Below are 15,224 nucleotides of genomic sequence, written 5' to 3'. Positions count from 1 at the left end.
ACAGCTTGACGACAACGACACATCCCGCGGTTTCCTCCTTCGCGGCTTGCCCAACGCCGGCCGGAGACGCTTGCGTGCATCAGTTTGAGTCTGTGACGGCGGCCGGCATCGGACAACCCTTAACGATCTCTGCCGATTGTACTCGATGGAGAAATTGCGTAGGCCACGAAGCATCTTCCAGCATCCCGGCAATTGCAAGAAACCTAGCGTAGGTTTGGTACTGTATGTGAGCGAACCGGCGGAGTGTCAAGACCTTTGCGGCAGCAGGGTCAGAAAGTCGTGGAAGTTGCTTTTGCAACGCTGCGGCAGCGACGATTTTTTGGTATGCCTTGCTTGCATCGGCGTATTCGTCAAACTCGTTTGCGATTGATGTACTTGGTTTTGACCACAGCAAAACGCAAGTGATCAAAGAGAAGATGATTTTCATTTGTTTGGGGGTAATCCGACATGTTCGCTCAGTCAGCCATGGGTTATCAGGCGGCAATGTCCGTTCCCGATCAAATGTTGCCATTTCACTCGACAGTATGCTGCTCGTTGGCGAAAGGCAACTCACGCCCAAAGAAGTTGCCATCTTAACCAATATGTTTCCTTTTGCCATCTCATGCTTGATCGACGATTGCGAGTTGGAGAGATCGCAGGACGCCGTGGACGACGACTACTGCGCCAAAGCGATCGACAAAACTTTGCGTGGCGACAATTCGGGGCAACCACCATCGTCGCCCTACGTCGACAGCGGCCTTTCTGAACGCGACTCTTGAAGCCGCAGACCTCGTTTGAGCAGCGGACTCTCCGATCGTTCGCGAAATGTCGAGAGTCTGAGTGAGGGCAACGACCGACTCAGGCATTGCCATCAGTCTGCAAAAGGTCGACAACCCCCGTAAGCATTGACGCGCGGGAGGAAATGCTCGATGAAGCGCTCTGGATGGACAGCGCCGGCGGTGGCAGCGGCGATGTGCACTGCCCGCTTTGCCGGGTCCGGTGTGGACTCGATGGCCGGGGCAGGGCGCCCGAGCGATGCGGCGTTGCCGTGACGCAGGCCGTACGTACGGCGCCAGGCGCGGCCGGTCTGCCTATCCCGGGGCAAGGCCGACGCTATCACGCACGCGTGCCGCCATGCGGAAAACGAGGCGGCGCTCATCTTCGGAACGCCAGGCCTGAGCGCCGCACGCGCGGCATCGCCTGAATCAGGACGCGTTCATGGCCGCGTGGCTATCGGGCCGCGCCGTGGCGGCGGGGTCCGGCTCGGTCGCAGGCAGGCTGATCCGGTTGCGGCCCATGTGCTTGGCGCGGTACAGGGCCGCGTCGGCGGTGGCCACCAGCTGGCAGGCGGTGGTGTCGCACGAGGCAATCGCGGTGGCCGCGCCGATACTTACCGTCACGTGGTCGTTGGCGCCGCGCCCGTTCGGCACCTTGAGCTGCTCGACCCGGCAGCGGATGCGCTCGGCCACGATGGCCGCGCCCTTGAGCGACTGGTTGGGCAGGATCACGGCAAACTCTTCGCCGCCGTAGCGCGCCACCAGGTCGTTGGCCCGCATTTCGCTGGCCACGGCGCTGGCAATGCGCTTGAGGCATTCGTCGCCGCCCAGGTGGCCGTTGGCGTCGTTATAGGCCTTGAAATTATCGACATCGACCATCAGCAGCGACAGCGGCTGCTTCTGGCGCAGGGCGCGCGCCCATTCGGCGGCCAGGGTCGTGTCGAAACAGCGGCGGTTGGCCAGGCCGGTCAGGCCGTCGAGCGTGGCCAGTTGTTCCAGCGCGACCTGGGCCGCCTTTTCCTCGGTGATATCGCGCAGGGTCTGGACCACCGCTTCGAGCTTGCCGTGCTCGTCCAGGATCGGAATGGCGTCGGTGGCCAGGTAGCGCCGTTCGCCGCCGCGCGGCATGTCGCACCAGCTTTCCGCGCCCAGCTGGCCGGCCACGTGGCGGCTCCGGGCGGCGTGCGGATACAGCGAATCGAGTTCGTCGCTGCGGTTTTGCACCACCAGGTCGGCCAGAGTCGGCCGCGCTTCCCGGTAAAAGCTGCGCCAGTGATCCTGGGTGCCCAGCACTTCCTCGGCTTGCACCCCGGTCAGGCGCTCGCAGGCGCGGTTCCAGATGATCACCCGCCGCTCCGTGTCCAGCACAAAGGCGGGCACGGCCAGCATTTCCATGAGCTTGTAGGCGAACGCGCGTTCCTGGTCAGGAATGCCTTGCGCCGTCGCGCTGTGGTGTTTCATTCTGCTCATCATGTGCCGCCCCTGTTGGATGTATCCTGAAGGCAAAATATTAATTGCCGACAAGACTTAATTTTGCCTCTGGCGGACCGCCGTTCTATTGATAAAGCGCAAGCGTGCGCGCGATCGCGCTTTTAGTGTGCGGCAATTGCAACCGTCAAGGGGATCGATACCGACAGCAGGGTGCCGTTGCCGGGCAGGCTGTCGATGGCGAAGCAGCCGCCGATGGCGCGTACCCGTTCGCGCATGCCGGGCAGCCCGCAGCCGCGCCCATTGCCAATGGCCACCATGCCGACCCCGTTGTCTTCCACCCGCAGGGTCAGCATGTCGCCGAAGCGCTGCAGCTTGACCTCGACCTCGGTGGCCTGCGCGTGGCGCGCCACGTTCGACAGCGCTTCCTGCACGATGCGGTACAGCATGGCATCGCGCTCGGGATCCGGCGGCGCGTCCAGCGCGGCGGGGTCGGCCGTGAAGGCATGGCGGATGCCGTGCATGCGGGTAAATTCGCTCAGCTGCCACTCCATCGCGCTCTGGAAACCGGCTTCCAGCACCACCGGACGCAAGTCGTAGATGATGGCGCGCAACGACTTGATGGTGTTGTCGAGGTTGCCGATCATGCAGTCGACCTTCTGGGTAATCAGGGGATGGGCGCCGGTGGTGCTCACGTGCAGCAGTTGCAGGTCGATCTTGAGGGTCAGCAAATTCTGGCCGAGGTCGTCGTGGATGTCGCGCGCGATGCGCTGGCGCTCGCTTTCGCGCACGCTTTCCTGTTCCTTGCTCAATTGGCACAGCGACAGATGGGTGTTGGCCAGCGCCAGTTCGGCCACGTCGCGCGCGTGGCGTTCGATGGAGAGCTGGGCTTCCTTGTCGGCAAGCTGGTCGTCCAGGCGCAGGTGGCGTTGCAGCAGGGCGTAAAAGCCCCAGCCGATGAGCAGCATCCAAACCAGGGCGAGCAGGGCGGTGGGCGTAATATGCATGAGAACCTTCCGAAGAATCTGACAAGACTAATCCGACAAAACCAAGCCGACTCCGATCAAGTTACTCCGCACGATCCTCACGGATATTGTCTCTGGTCAACTCTATTTCATTTCGGAATTTGTCTGTCGTAACGGCATCATTTTTCGTGATTTCCCGATGATCCACGCGACCTTGCTATAATGGAGGGTTGACGATTAGGACAATCAAGTGACTTACAGCATTAAAGAGATTTTCTACACCCTGCAGGGAGAAGGCGCGCACGCGGGGCGTCCCGCCGTGTTTTGCCGTTTTTCCGGCTGCAACCTGTGGACCGGGCGCGAAAGCGACCGCGCCAGCGCCGTGTGCACCTTCTGCGATACCGATTTCGTCGGTACCGATGGCGAACGCGGCGGCAAGTTCGCTACCGGCGCCGCCCTGGCCGCGCTGATCGACAGCCTGTGGCCCACGTCCTACCCGCATAGTAAATATGTGGTCTTCACCGGCGGCGAGCCGCTGCTCCAGCTCGACGCGCCCCTGATCGATGCGATGCACGCCGTTGGGTTCGAGATCGCCATCGAAACCAATGGCACCCTGCCGGTCCCGCCCGGGGTCGACTGGATCTGCGTCAGCCCCAAGATGGGCTCGAAACTGGTGGTGGAGAAGGGCAACGAACTCAAGGTCGTCATTCCGCAGACCGGCCAGGACCTGGGCGCCTACGAAGCACTCGATTTCGAGAATTTCTTCGTGCAGCCGATGGATGGCCCGCTCGGCGAACACAACACCCGTCTCGCCATCGAGACCTGCAAGCGCCATCCCAAGTGGAAGCTGAGCTTGCAAACCCATAAACTTTTACAGATACCTTAAAGCACTTCATGCTCACCATCACACGCAAGCTCGAATTCGATGCAGGGCACCGCATTCCCGACCACAAAAGCCAGTGCCGCAACCTGCACGGGCACCGCTACACGCTCGAAATCACGCTCACCGGCGCCGTCATCCAGGCCGAAGGCAATTCCGACAATGGCATGATCATGGATTTTTCCGATATCAAGGCGCTGGCCAAGGAACACCTGGTCGATGTCTGGGACCATGCCTTCCTGGTCTACGAAAAAGACGACAAGGTGCGCGACTTCCTGGCGTCGCTGCCGGGCCACAAGACAGTCGTGATCGACCGCATTCCGACCGTCGAAAACCTGGCCCAGATCGCCTTCGACATCCTCAAGGCCGCCTACACCGACCGCTTCGGCACCGGCTTGCACCTGCATAAACTGGTGCTGCATGAAACCCCGAACTGCTGGGCAGAGATTAGCGATGCCTGATCCGGCCTTCATGCAACTGGCGCTGGAACAGGCGCAACATGCATGGAGCCTGGGCGAAGTGCCGGTCGGCGCGGTGGTGGTCAAGGATGGCGCAGTGATCGCCACCGGCTTTAACCAGCCGATCGGGCGCCACGACCCGACCGCGCACGCGGAAATCGTCGCCCTGCGCGCCGCCGCCGACAAGCTGGGCAACTACCGCTTGCCCGGCTGCGAGCTGTACGTCACGCTGGAACCGTGCGCGATGTGTTCGGGCGCGATGATGCACGCCCGTCTGGCGCGCGTGGTGTTCGGCGCACCCGACCCCAAGACCGGCGCCTGCGGCTCGGTGCTCAATCTGTTCGGGCAAGAGCAGCTGAACCACCATACCGAACTGCTTGGCGGCGTGATGGCGGAGGAAGCCAGCGCCATGCTGCGCGCCTTTTTCGCCGAACGGCGCCAGGCGGCCCAGGCCGCGCGGCGGGCGGCCCAGGCGGCGCCGGGCGCGCAGGATGGTGCGCTGCAATAGCGTCGCCATACGCTTGGGGCCTGCGCCACGGTACGCACCGTATGCCAGCCCTTGCACAAAAATGGTATGCTGGTTTGCGGTCAAGCGCATCCTGCGGCAGGCATTGCGCGCCGCGCGACCTTACCAATCAACAGCAGGCACCCTGAGCATGCCTATTCTTACCGCCAACGGGATCCGGATCGCCTACGAAACTGCAGGCGACCCCAAGGACACGCCGCTGCTGCTGATCATGGGCCTGGGCATGCAGCTGACCGCCTGGCCCGACGATTTCGTCGATGGCCTGGTCGAGCTGGGCTTCTACGTGATCCGCTTCGATAACCGCGACAGCGGACTATCCACCAAATTCGACCACGCCGGCACCCCCAGCCTGGCGCTGGCCTGGCTCAAGAAACGGCTGCGCTGGCCGCTGCGCAGTGCCTACAACCTGGCCGACATGGCCGACGACGCGCTCGGCGTACTCACTGCCTTCGGCATCGCGCGCGCCCACGTGGTGGGCGTTTCCATGGGCGGCATGATCGCGCAAATCCTGGCGGCGCGCCATCCCGCACGCGTCATCAGCCTGACCTCCATCATGTCCGACAGCGGCCGGCGCGGCCTGCCCGGGCCGACCAGGGAAGCGCGCGCGGTGCTGACGCGCCCGCCGCGCAATGCCAGCGACCTCGACACCCTGGTCGCGCACATGGTCCATGCGATGCGCGTGATCGGCAGCCCGGCCTATCCCACTCCCGAACGGCTGCTGCGCGAGCGCATTACGCGTTCCATCAAGCGCAATGTCTGTCCGGGCGGCGTGGCGCGCCAGCTGGTGGCCATTGCGGCCTCGGGCGACCGCAGCGAACTGCTCCAGGCGATCCGCGTACGTACGCTGGTCATTCACGGCGCGGCCGATCCGCTGGTGCCGCTGGCCTGCGGCGCGGACAGCGCGCGCCTGGTGCCCGACTCGCGCCTCGAAGTCATCGAGGGCATGGGCCACGACCTGCCGCCGCAATTGATCGAGCGGCTGCTTGCCTTGATCGATGCGCACGCGCACGGTAAGATGAGTCCCGACTCCACAGCGCGGCTTTTCGAAAAACAGTGAACTCACAATCTATCGGCATCGCCATCGTCGCCCCGGGCGGCTATGGCAGCGACAACGCGGCCATCGAACGCGGCATCGCCACCCTCACGGCGCACGGCCACACGGTCCACAACTACTTCGAGGCCGACAAGGTGTTCCAGCGCTTCGGCGGCACCGACGCAGCGCGCCTGGCGCAGTTGAATGCCGCCGCCAGCGACCCGCAGGTGCAGGTGGTGATGGCGCTGCGCGGCCAGTACGGGCTCACGCGCCTGCTGCCCGAGATCGATTTCGCGCGCATGGCCGACAGCGGAAAGGTCTTTGTCGGCTACAGCGACTTTACCGCCTTTCATATGGGCCTGATGGCCAAGACCGGTGCGCAAAGCTACGCCGGGCCGATGTTCTACAGCGACTTCGGCGCCGCCGAGCCGGTGGCCTTCACGCAGGACGACTTCTGGCGCTGCCTGCGCGGGCCGTGCCACACGATCCGCGCCAGCGCCGGCGGCAACCCGCTGGCGGACGTGGAAGGCACGATCTGGGGCGGCAACCTGGCCATGCTCATCTCGCTGCTGGGGACCGAGTGGTTTGCCCGCATCGACGACGGCATCCTGTTCGTCGAAGACATCAACGAGCATCCCTACCGCGTCGAGCGCATGCTGCTGCAACTGCTGCAGGCCGGCGTGCTGGGGCGCCAGAAGGCGCTGGTGCTGGGCGAATTTTCCGGCTACCGCCTCACGCCGGCCGATAACGGCTACGATTTTTCCGCCATGCTGGCCTACCTGCGCGCCACGCTGCCGATTCCCGTGCTGACCGGACTGCCGTTCGGCCACACGCCGCACCGTGCCACGATTCCCTTCGGCGCGCGCGCGCATTTAGTCTCCGACGATGCCGGCTTCACGCTGACCATGAGCGACTACCCGACCGTCGCCCATGGCTGACGCCCTGGGGGCAGGCGACTATTACCGGGCCACGTCGCCGGGCGAGCAGCATGCTCCGCTGGCTGGCCGGCACGACGCGGCCGTGTGCATCATCGGCGCCGGCTTCGCGGGGCTGGCCACCGCCATCGGATTGATCGAACGCGGCGTGCGCGACATCGTGCTGCTCGATGCGCAGCGGGTCGGCCATGGCGCCTCGGGGCGCAACGGCGGCTTTGTGTTCGGCGGCTTTTCGCAGGGCGAGCGCAGCCTCGCCGCCGGCGTCGGCGTGGAGGAAGCGCGCGCGCTGTATCACATGACCTTGGCGGCGGTGGAGCGCATCCGGCGCCGCATCGGCCAATACGGCATCGCGTGCGACGCCAGGGAAGACGGCGTGGTCCTCGCCAACTGGTTCGACGACGCCCGCCTGCTCGACGAGCAGCAGCGCTTCATGAGCGAGAGCATGGGCGTCGAGTGGCAGCGCCTGTCGCGCGCGCAGCTCGCCGACAAGCTCGATTCGGCGCGCTACTTCGGCGGCCTGTTCGAGCCTTCCGCGTTTCACTTTCATCCTTTGAAATATGCCCAAGGCTTGGCGCGCGTGCTGGCGCAGAACGGCGTGCGCGTGCATGAGGAGAGCAGGGTGGATGCGATTGTTGCCGACGGCGCCGGCTGGCGCGTCACCACGGCCGCCGGCAGCGTCAGGGCGCGCGACGTGGTGGTGTGCTGCGGCGGCTATATCGACAAGCTGCTGCCGCGGCTCGCGCGCGCGGTGCTGCCGATTGCCACCTACGTCATGACGACCGAGCCGCTGGGCGAGCGCCTGCACACGGCGCTGCGTACCGGTGCGGCGGTGTACGACACGCGTTTCGCCTTCGACTACTACCGCCCGCTGCCCGACACGCGTCTGCTGTGGGGCGGACGGATCGCGGTGCGCGAGCGCAGCGGCGCCGACGTGGCGCGCCTGCTGCACCAGGATATGCTCAAGGTCTACCCGCAACTGGCGGGTGTGCGCATCGAGCATGCGTGGAGCGGCATGATGAGTTACGCGCGCCACAAGATGCCGCAGATCGGGCGCTTGCCGGACGGGCTGTGGTACGGCATGGGATTCGGCGGCCACGGCGTGGCGCCGACCACGCTGGCCGGCGAAGTCATCGCCGCCGCGATTGCCGGCGATGGCGCCGCGCTGGCGCGCTTTTCCGACTGGGGCTTGCCGTTCGCGGGCGGTCCGGCGGGGCTGGCCGCCGCGCAGCTGGCGTACTGGTATTACGAATTGCGCGACTGGATGCGCCAATGAAGGTAGTGCGTTCGGCGCGCATCGACACGCTGCGCGGGATTGCCGTCTTCGGGATTTTGCTGGTCAACGTCTGGGGCTTCACGTACGGCAGCGGGCTGTCGCGTTACGGCCTTCTGGGCGAGCACGCGGCCCTGGCCGACAAGCTGGTCGTGTTCCTGGTTGCGGCCTTTGCGGAACAGAAGTTCTATCCCATTTTCGCTTTCCTGTTCGGCGCCAGCTTCGCGCTGCAGACGGGCGGGCGGCGCGCCCCCGGTGCGCAGCTCGACCGGATCAAGATGACCTACCGGCGCCGCCTGATATGGCTGCTGGGATGCGGCCTGCTGCATGGCACGCTGCTGTGGTTCGGCGATATCCTGACCGTGTACGCGGTCTGCGGCTTCTGGCTGGTGCCGCAGGCCGGACGCAGGCTGGCCGATATCGCCGTGTCGCTGCGCTGGGTGGTCGCGCTCAACGTGGCGGTGACGCTATTCATGGCGCACATTACCTACGAGCTGATGACGTTGACGCCGGACGCCATCGCCTGGGGCATGGGCGACGGCGCGCGCGCGCACGCCGTGTACAGCCAGGGAACGCTGATGGCGATTGCGCACGAACGGCTGGCTGATTTCTGGAGCAACCTGGCCAACGCGGTATTTTTCCTGCCCAAGGTGGCGCTGCTGTTCCTCATGGGCGTGTTCAGCGTGCGCCTGGGCTGGCTCACGCATCCGCAACGCCACCGCGCGCTGTGGCGCAAGGTGCTGCTGGCCGCGCTGTGGGTGGGCGTGCCGGTCAACCTGTGGTGGGGCTGGGCGGCGCTGCGCGACGCGCTCGATCCCATGGCTGGCGCGCCAGTGGCGGCGTTGGTGTCGATGCTGGTCGAAGTCGCCGGCCCGCTGCTGGCGGCCGGCTACGTCGCGGCGCTGATGTGCGCCTCCGGGCCGGTGGCGGCTGCCTTGGCGCAGTGGTTCGAAGCGGTCGGCCGCATGGCGCTGACCAACTACCTGGTGCAGTCGCTGCTGTGCAACCTGCTGCTGCAAGGGGCCGGCCTTGGCCTAGGGGCGACGCTGTCGCACGGCGCGCTGGTCGGCGTGTGCGTGCTGATCATGATCGTGCAGGTGCTGCTGAGCCGCCGGTGGATGCGGTTCCATCGTCATGGCCCTGTGGAAGCGTTGTGGCGCCGCTTTACGGGCTCGTCCCCGGAACACGGAATGGCAGGCAGATGAGTCTCGATAAAGAAAAGGTACACATGCAACCCTCACGCGTGCTCACGTCCAAGCCGGGTGCCGTATTGGCCCGGCATGCCAGTTTCCTGCTGTTGATGCCGCTAATATCGACATTGCTGGCTGGCTGTGCTGCTTCCAATCGGGCGGATTTGACGTCGGCGAGTGTGCGCGACACATTAAAAGTTCTTGCGAAAAGGCATCATGTTTGTGGTGTGGCGGTGGCCGTTATCAAGAACCGGCAGCTTGATTCAATCGAATCCGCGACGGGCTGCTTGCCAGCTTCGACGCTGGCTCCGGACAGCGTTTTTCAAGCGGCATCGCTGAGCAAGCCGGTCTTTGCGTATGCGGTGCTGAAGCTGGTGGAGCAAGGGAAATTGGCGCTTGACGTTCCGGTAATGAGCTATCTGCCGCATGGCTATCGGCATCAATTCAATCCTTTGAAAGAGGAGCCTTCCGAACTGGTAGCAGACACGCGTCTTCAGGCAATTACCGTCCGGATGGTTCTGAATCACACCTCAGGATTGCCGAACTGGGCTTCCGGGCCCCTGAACGTCGATTCGACTCCCGGAAAAAAATGGCAATATTCAGGGGAAGCTTACGTGCTGCTGCAGCGGGCGGTGGAGGCGGTCACCGGTCAGCCACTGGATCAATTCATGCGCGCCCAGGTATTCAAGCCGCTGGCCATGAATCACAGCGACTTCGTATGGAATGAACGAATCGCGCAAAACCTTCTGCCCGGGACCAAAGCGAACGGGGCGCCGAGAGCGACAATTCAGTGGAACCGCCCGATTGCGGCCGCTTCGCTCTACACCAGTGCGGCGGATTATGGAAAATTCCTCGTCACGGTGCTGAACGATGACCGTTTGATCAAACAGATAAGCGCATCGCCGGTCACGGTGGAGCCCGGCCTTGGTCTCAGCTGGGGCTTGGGTTGGGGAATCGAGCGCGATCGGGACGATGTCTCTCTTTGGCAATGGGGGAATAATACCGGTTATCGCGCTTTCGTCATCGCCTCGGTCCGAACCGGGGATGGCTTTGTGATGCTGACCAACAGTGAAAATGGGTTGGAACTGGCGCAAGCGATGGCACAAAAAATCGTGCCAGGCGAACATAAACTCTTCCAGTCTCCCATGCTCGGTGTCGACGTTATCAATGTGTTTTGCACGACACTGCGCTTGTGCCTTTAACTCATGATCAGCGGCGCCGGGAATAGCTGCTCACGCGAGGCTCATGTGGCCGGCGACGATCTGCCATTGTCCGTCATCGTCGGGCGCGCGCCAGGTGCGGGTGCAGCGCAAGTCGAGATTGAATGGCGCTGCGCCGAAGCTGCCCGCCAGATTCATGCGCGCCGAGATAACGCCAAGGCGCGCGTCAGCCACGATCTGCCGCTCCGCCGCCCCAATCGCGGTGAATTTGAGCAAGCCGGAACGGTGCATGTCGAGATCTTCCTGTTTGCCGATGACCTGGCCCATGTGGGTGGTAAACAGCAGGCCGGGCGACATGAGGCGGTCGAGCGCTTCGACGTCGGACGCCAGCATGGCGCGGCGCAGCTGTTCTTCCAACGCGATGATGCGGTCTTGCGCTTCCTTATCGTGCATGGTGTTCCCCTGATAAAAAACGCCGGGAGTGCATCCCGGCGTTTTTGAAAGTTCAGAACTGGTAGCGAAATCCCGTCGAGAGTACCGTTACCTTGGTTTTGGTCAGGCGCATCGCTTCCGCATTGATCGACAGGTGCGGAGTGAAGGAGAAGCGCACGCCCGCGCCAATACTCGGATCGGTTTCGTTGTAATCGCTGTAACGCGGGGACGCTGCGTGCATTTTGGTGCGGCCGATGCCGGCGCGGCCGGTCAGGCTGAAACGCCCGCCCAGGGGAACGGCGCCGGTGACGGCCACGCCATAATGCTCCTCGGGGAAAGCCTCGTGCCTGTGCTCGAAATAATACGGCGCTTCGATGAAACTGAGCGTGTTGGTGAACACTTCGACGCCCACGTTGCTGTTGAACTGATAGCCGGCGCGCAGTCCGAACGACACATTGTCGCGTTCGATCTGCTTATTCGACGCTCTAGCCTGGCCGATCGAGGTGCCTGCATACGCGCCGGCGCCATCGGGGGCCGCCGAAGCGGACAGGGAAAAGCCGGCGGCCAACGCCAGAAGGGCGCTGCTGTACATCATTCGCATAATTTATCCTGGTAAAGTTGGTGCGATAGCCTGACGAGGAATTGGCTATTGCTACGTGGAATTATAACCGGATTGATAGCGATAATGTCAACTCTGTTATTCGTGCAATATTGCCTGATAAATAGACGGTATACTGTCTGTCTTTTCAGTGCATATATGCATAAAGCAGCTTTGTCCGACATGAAAATACAGGCTATGCGGGCAGTCGCGACCCGATTATCGCGACACGTCAAAGGATCATATGAAGAAAATCGTCTCCCTGTTTCAGCGCAACTACGATGGTGACCGCCAGGTGCGCGACGAGGTCGTGCCCGGGGCCGAGTGGGTGGCTGCTGGCGAAGGCATGGCAACGCGCAAGTGGGACGGCATGGCGGTCATGGTTGCCGATGGCGCCATTTTCAAGCGCTACGACGCCAAAGCGGGGCGCACGCCGCCCGCCGATTTCCTGCCCGCTCAGCCGGCGGCGGACGAGGCGACCGGCCATTGGCCGGGCTGGGTTCCCGCAGTCGGACCCGATTCGGCGCGTATTATCGAAGGCGTGGAGTGGGGCGCGCGCACGCTGTTCGGCGGCGGCCCGGTTCCCGATGGTACGTATGAAGTGTGCGGGCCGAAAATCGGCACCCGCCACGGCGCCAATCCCGAGCGCCTGACCGAACATATCCTGGTCGCGCACGGCAAGGACCAATTGCCGGACTGCCCGTGCACCTTCGACGCCTTGCGCGGCTATCTGATCGAGCATGTCATCGAAGGCATTGTCTGGCATCACCCGGATGGGCGAATGGCGAAAATCAAGGCGAGCGATTTCGGTATCAAGCGCACATAGCCGCAGGGCGAATTCCAGCCAGGCCGCCCACGTCCATCAAAACCCGGGCTGCCATGTGCGCGCGATTCACCAACTATTCATCGCCACCTGAATGATTCGTCACCAACTACACAGTGGCCCCTGTAGAAACTCAGGCTAGAAACTATGGCGCATGCCAACATTAAAAGCCCGGTCCCCGCCGCCAGCCTCGGTGGCATTGCCAGCGGTGTAAAAACCGGTCGCGCCGGGGAGTACATCGTTATTGATGCGGGCATAGGCAACATAAACGTCGCTGCGCTTTGAGATGAAGTAGTTATAAGCCACACCCCACTGGCTGGCGTCGCGATCGGTCGGGCGCCGGTCTTGCTTGATGATGGATGAAGCCCGGATATTTCCCGCGCCTAGCGGCACGGTCACTCCCAGAATCGTATCGTGCGATTTCGCGGATGGATTCGGGTCAACCCTGGTATTGACATTAACAGTCCCCTTATTCGAAGCAAAGCCGAGCGAAACTTTTATCACCTTAAAGTCATACGCCCCGCCAAGCAAGATCGTTTTTCCGGTAGTAAGCGCGGTGGCCGCGGGAATGCTATTGACGTTGGCGTAGCCCAGCCGCAGACTAAGCGGACCCCGTACGTAGCCAAGCCCTGCGCCGAGCTGTCTTCCCGCCTTCGAATTACCGGACGTTTCACCTAGTCCATAGGCGAGTTCCCCACTGAAGCCATTCACCGGTGCCGACGCGTACTTGACCGTGTTGTTCATCCGAATACCCGCGTTGGACATCAGATTGGCGGCGGATCCGGCAGTGCTGAATGCCTGAAAGGGATCAATTGCCGAAAGAGTAAGAAACAGGGGGGGGTATATTGACGGCCCAAGGTCAAGGCGCCAGCCTTGCTGTTCAACCCGACAAAGGCTTGGCGGCCGAACGCCACGCCGCCCTGCGCGCTGGTGCCAGTGTCGAGATTGAAACCCATTTCAAGCGTAAATATTGCCGCCAGCCCGCCACCCAGATCTTCCGTGCCGCGGAACCCGAGACGGGATCCACCTTCCACCCCGCCAACCATCTTGGTAACGCCGCCTGCAACACCGCCGGATTCTTTGACGAGAGCGGCGTCAGCCACGCCATACACTGTGACACTGCTTTGCGCCATGGCAACGTTGCAAAAAATTCCGCACACGGCGAAGACATGCTTGTTCATGGTAGTTCCTTGCAAATAGGTTGAATATTTACTGGCACTGTTGTCCGGGTCTCGGCGACTTGTCCAGACAACGTCATGCCACGAGCGTATGGCGGCCGGGAACGATGTCCTGACGAGTTTCATTGTGAGGTGAACAGCCCGGTACCGCCTGGCGCACCATGCGTCTGTCAGATTTGCCCGGCCTTTGCACCAGCAGCACTATCCGGTCCGAGATGTGACGGCTATTTATAGATTCCGCTGGCGACAAGAACGTCACCGGATTTTTCAAGATAAGTGGATTTCTTGTCAACCTTTTTCGTCACAGGATTAGGCCAGCTGTAATCGACCCATCCCTTTCCTTTGGTATTGGCCAATTTAATAAAATTCTTGACCATGGTATTGCCATCGGCGTCCTTCAGTTCGAGCACATTTTTGCCGATAATCTTGGCGTTAGCGCCGTTGGCCCACTCCATACCGTCCATGTCGATGACGAAGATATACAGATCACGATCGACGAATGCGCCCTTTGGGTTGCTGAATTCGGCAAATGCCTTGTCCTTGCCATTGGCCTCGAGATAAGCGACCGCTTTCTTGACGAGCGCCGTTGCCTCTTCAGCGGTGCCGCGCTCGGCAGCGAATACAGAACTGTGCAGGCTCGCTGAAATCAGCAGGACGCTGGCCGTACGTAGAATGTTATTAATAATCATGATTTCTCCAGTATGTTACGGATAAAAACAAGGGCCTGAATCGTTCCGGTTGGGCGCTGCAATATCAACGTCTGGTGGCGAAGAATACGAGGCATTATTAAAATCACGGATGCCATCAATCTTGACCGGACGCGGTCGGATGTGTGTCGACATCAATTTGGCAGGTATGGAACGACAAGATGTTTCAGTCTTACATTTATTCAGGCAAATTGCGAAAAATATGAGGTGCACTGTTGTTTTTTTTTGGATCGCTGCGGTGCGAAGGAGGTAAGCGGCCAGTGACTCGCACAGCGTGCGTGCTCGGCTTGGCCGCACCGTGCCTATCGACTATTCAGCAGAGTAGTGGGGGGGGAATCTGTATCGGGAAGGAACCCGGGATAGCGCGTGGCGCAATGAGAAGTTGAGTAGTTCGCCAATTCTTCCTGTCAAAGGCAAAGTAGGCCATGATGCTGGAATTGAGCAATAGACGTTACCAAATCTCAATACAGTCAATCTGGTTATTCATATAATGTTGATTTAAGATACAAGCCAATAGCTGACGGCCGGCTCTGACGTGGCGAAAGCAGACTTTACTCAGGGGAAGTGAGCAGTTCCGATGCCAGGATGCCTTGCAATCTTCCAATATCGGCTTTCCGGTGACGCTTCCGCTTGGTTATTGTAAGCACCTGGATTTCAACAGGCGTTACCGCGGCGGCTCCAACGCTTGCCGGCTGAATGTCGTTAACTTCAAATAATTTCGGCGCCAGTTTCTTCTTTATACCGATTCCATGCAGATCGGTAACTGTTCAGCCGGAGTACAGGCCGCAATAAACAGTTGTAAACTGTGCTGTTATCGCGCATGATTTGGGCATGCCACCAAAACCTCCCCGTCTCAATCTCACCGGCTTGTCCCATGAAGACAAGG

At 61.7% G+C, this 15,224-nt stretch carries 17 protein-coding genes; 10 read left to right on the top strand and 7 right to left on the bottom strand.

Annotated features, from left to right (window positions below):
• Nucleotides 1–401: 401 nt before the first annotated feature.
• Nucleotides 402–758, top strand: a complete 357-nt coding sequence (locus F2P44_RS33330) for a hypothetical protein (protein ID WP_167094241.1) — start codon at nucleotides 402–404, stop codon at nucleotides 756–758.
• A gap of 426 nt (nucleotides 759–1,184) precedes the next feature.
• Here the strand turns inward: F2P44_RS33330 and F2P44_RS33325 are convergent, their stop codons facing one another.
• Complete coding sequence (locus F2P44_RS33325) at nucleotides 1,185–2,216, bottom strand: sensor domain-containing diguanylate cyclase (RefSeq protein WP_229423890.1); 1,032 nt, start codon at nucleotides 2,214–2,216, stop codon at nucleotides 1,185–1,187.
• Between the two features lie 131 nt (nucleotides 2,217–2,347).
• Nucleotides 2,348–3,190, bottom strand: coding sequence for a sensor histidine kinase (locus F2P44_RS33320; protein ID WP_167094240.1), 843 nt, complete (start codon nucleotides 3,188–3,190; stop codon nucleotides 2,348–2,350).
• Nucleotides 3,191–3,398: 208 nt separating this feature from the next.
• On the opposite strand from F2P44_RS33320, the gene queE reads away from it, so the two are divergent.
• The 8 genes from queE (at nucleotide 3,399) to F2P44_RS33280 (ending at nucleotide 10,642) form a co-directional block, all read left to right on the top strand.
• Complete coding sequence (gene queE, locus F2P44_RS33315) at nucleotides 3,399–4,034, top strand: 7-carboxy-7-deazaguanine synthase (RefSeq protein ID WP_167094239.1); 636 nt, start codon at nucleotides 3,399–3,401, stop codon at nucleotides 4,032–4,034.
• A gap of 8 nt (nucleotides 4,035–4,042) precedes the next feature.
• Nucleotides 4,043–4,489, top strand: a complete 447-nt coding sequence (gene queD / locus F2P44_RS33310) for a 6-carboxytetrahydropterin synthase QueD (protein ID WP_167094238.1) — start codon at nucleotides 4,043–4,045, stop codon at nucleotides 4,487–4,489.
• Entirely contained in the window at nucleotides 4,482–4,994 is a 513-nt protein-coding gene (gene tadA / locus F2P44_RS33305; RefSeq protein WP_167094237.1) for a tRNA adenosine(34) deaminase TadA, read from the top strand. The genes queD and tadA overlap by 8 nt, the downstream gene beginning before the upstream one ends.
• Before the next feature lie 148 nt (nucleotides 4,995–5,142).
• Nucleotides 5,143–6,069 carry an alpha/beta fold hydrolase gene (locus F2P44_RS33300; RefSeq protein ID WP_167094235.1) on the top strand — a complete coding sequence of 309 codons (927 nt, stop codon included), beginning with the start codon at nucleotides 5,143–5,145 and terminating at the stop codon, nucleotides 6,067–6,069.
• The gene (ldcA, locus tag F2P44_RS33295; RefSeq protein WP_167094233.1) at nucleotides 6,066–6,983 is read left to right on the top strand and encodes a muramoyltetrapeptide carboxypeptidase; all 918 of its coding nucleotides are present in this window, start codon (nucleotides 6,066–6,068) and stop codon (nucleotides 6,981–6,983) included. Before F2P44_RS33300 ends, ldcA begins: the two co-directional genes overlap by 4 nt.
• Nucleotides 6,976–8,253: an NAD(P)/FAD-dependent oxidoreductase gene (locus tag F2P44_RS33290; protein ID WP_167094231.1), complete on the top strand. Its 1,278-nt coding sequence runs from the start codon at nucleotides 6,976–6,978 to the stop codon at nucleotides 8,251–8,253. The genes ldcA and F2P44_RS33290 overlap by 8 nt, the downstream gene beginning before the upstream one ends.
• The gene (locus F2P44_RS33285) at nucleotides 8,250–9,455 is read left to right on the top strand and encodes a DUF418 domain-containing protein (protein WP_167094229.1); all 1,206 of its coding nucleotides are present in this window, start codon (nucleotides 8,250–8,252) and stop codon (nucleotides 9,453–9,455) included. The genes F2P44_RS33290 and F2P44_RS33285 overlap by 4 nt, the downstream gene beginning before the upstream one ends.
• Complete coding sequence (locus tag F2P44_RS33280; protein WP_167094227.1) at nucleotides 9,452–10,642, top strand: serine hydrolase domain-containing protein; 1,191 nt, start codon at nucleotides 9,452–9,454, stop codon at nucleotides 10,640–10,642. The genes F2P44_RS33285 and F2P44_RS33280 overlap by 4 nt, the downstream gene beginning before the upstream one ends.
• A 30-nt stretch (nucleotides 10,643–10,672) precedes the next feature.
• On the opposite strand, the gene F2P44_RS33275 is transcribed toward F2P44_RS33280, so the two are convergent.
• Together F2P44_RS33275 and F2P44_RS33270 are read right to left on the bottom strand one after the other, a co-directional pair.
• Complete coding sequence (locus tag F2P44_RS33275; protein WP_167094225.1) at nucleotides 10,673–11,053, bottom strand: nuclear transport factor 2 family protein; 381 nt, start codon at nucleotides 11,051–11,053, stop codon at nucleotides 10,673–10,675.
• A 52-nt stretch (nucleotides 11,054–11,105) separates the two neighbouring features.
• Nucleotides 11,106–11,633 carry a porin family protein gene (locus tag F2P44_RS33270; RefSeq protein WP_167094224.1) on the bottom strand — a complete coding sequence of 176 codons (528 nt, stop codon included), beginning with the start codon at nucleotides 11,631–11,633 and terminating at the stop codon, nucleotides 11,106–11,108.
• A gap of 241 nt (nucleotides 11,634–11,874) precedes the next feature.
• On the opposite strand from F2P44_RS33270, the gene F2P44_RS33265 reads away from it, so the two are divergent.
• Entirely contained in the window at nucleotides 11,875–12,456 is a 582-nt protein-coding gene (locus tag F2P44_RS33265) for a hypothetical protein (protein WP_167094221.1), read from the top strand.
• Between the two features lie 135 nt (nucleotides 12,457–12,591).
• On the opposite strand, the gene F2P44_RS36490 is transcribed toward F2P44_RS33265, so the two are convergent.
• The 3 genes from F2P44_RS36490 to F2P44_RS33255 form a co-directional block, all read right to left on the bottom strand.
• Nucleotides 12,592–13,218: a porin gene (locus F2P44_RS36490; protein WP_308610528.1), complete on the bottom strand. Its 627-nt coding sequence runs from the start codon at nucleotides 13,216–13,218 to the stop codon at nucleotides 12,592–12,594.
• The gene (locus F2P44_RS36485) at nucleotides 13,218–13,634 is read right to left on the bottom strand and encodes a porin (RefSeq protein ID WP_308610527.1); all 417 of its coding nucleotides are present in this window, start codon (nucleotides 13,632–13,634) and stop codon (nucleotides 13,218–13,220) included. The genes F2P44_RS36490 and F2P44_RS36485 overlap by 1 nt, the downstream gene beginning before the upstream one ends.
• A 221-nt stretch (nucleotides 13,635–13,855) precedes the next feature.
• Nucleotides 13,856–14,320: a cache domain-containing protein gene (locus F2P44_RS33255; protein WP_167094219.1), complete on the bottom strand. Its 465-nt coding sequence runs from the start codon at nucleotides 14,318–14,320 to the stop codon at nucleotides 13,856–13,858.
• Between the last annotated feature and the right edge of the window lie 904 nt (nucleotides 14,321–15,224).

The sequence above is a fragment of the Massilia frigida genome, from assembly GCF_011682175.1.
Classification (GTDB): Bacteria; Pseudomonadota; Gammaproteobacteria; order Burkholderiales; family Burkholderiaceae_D; genus Telluria_A; species Telluria_A frigida.
This window is presented reverse-complemented; position numbering and strand designations above follow the sequence as displayed.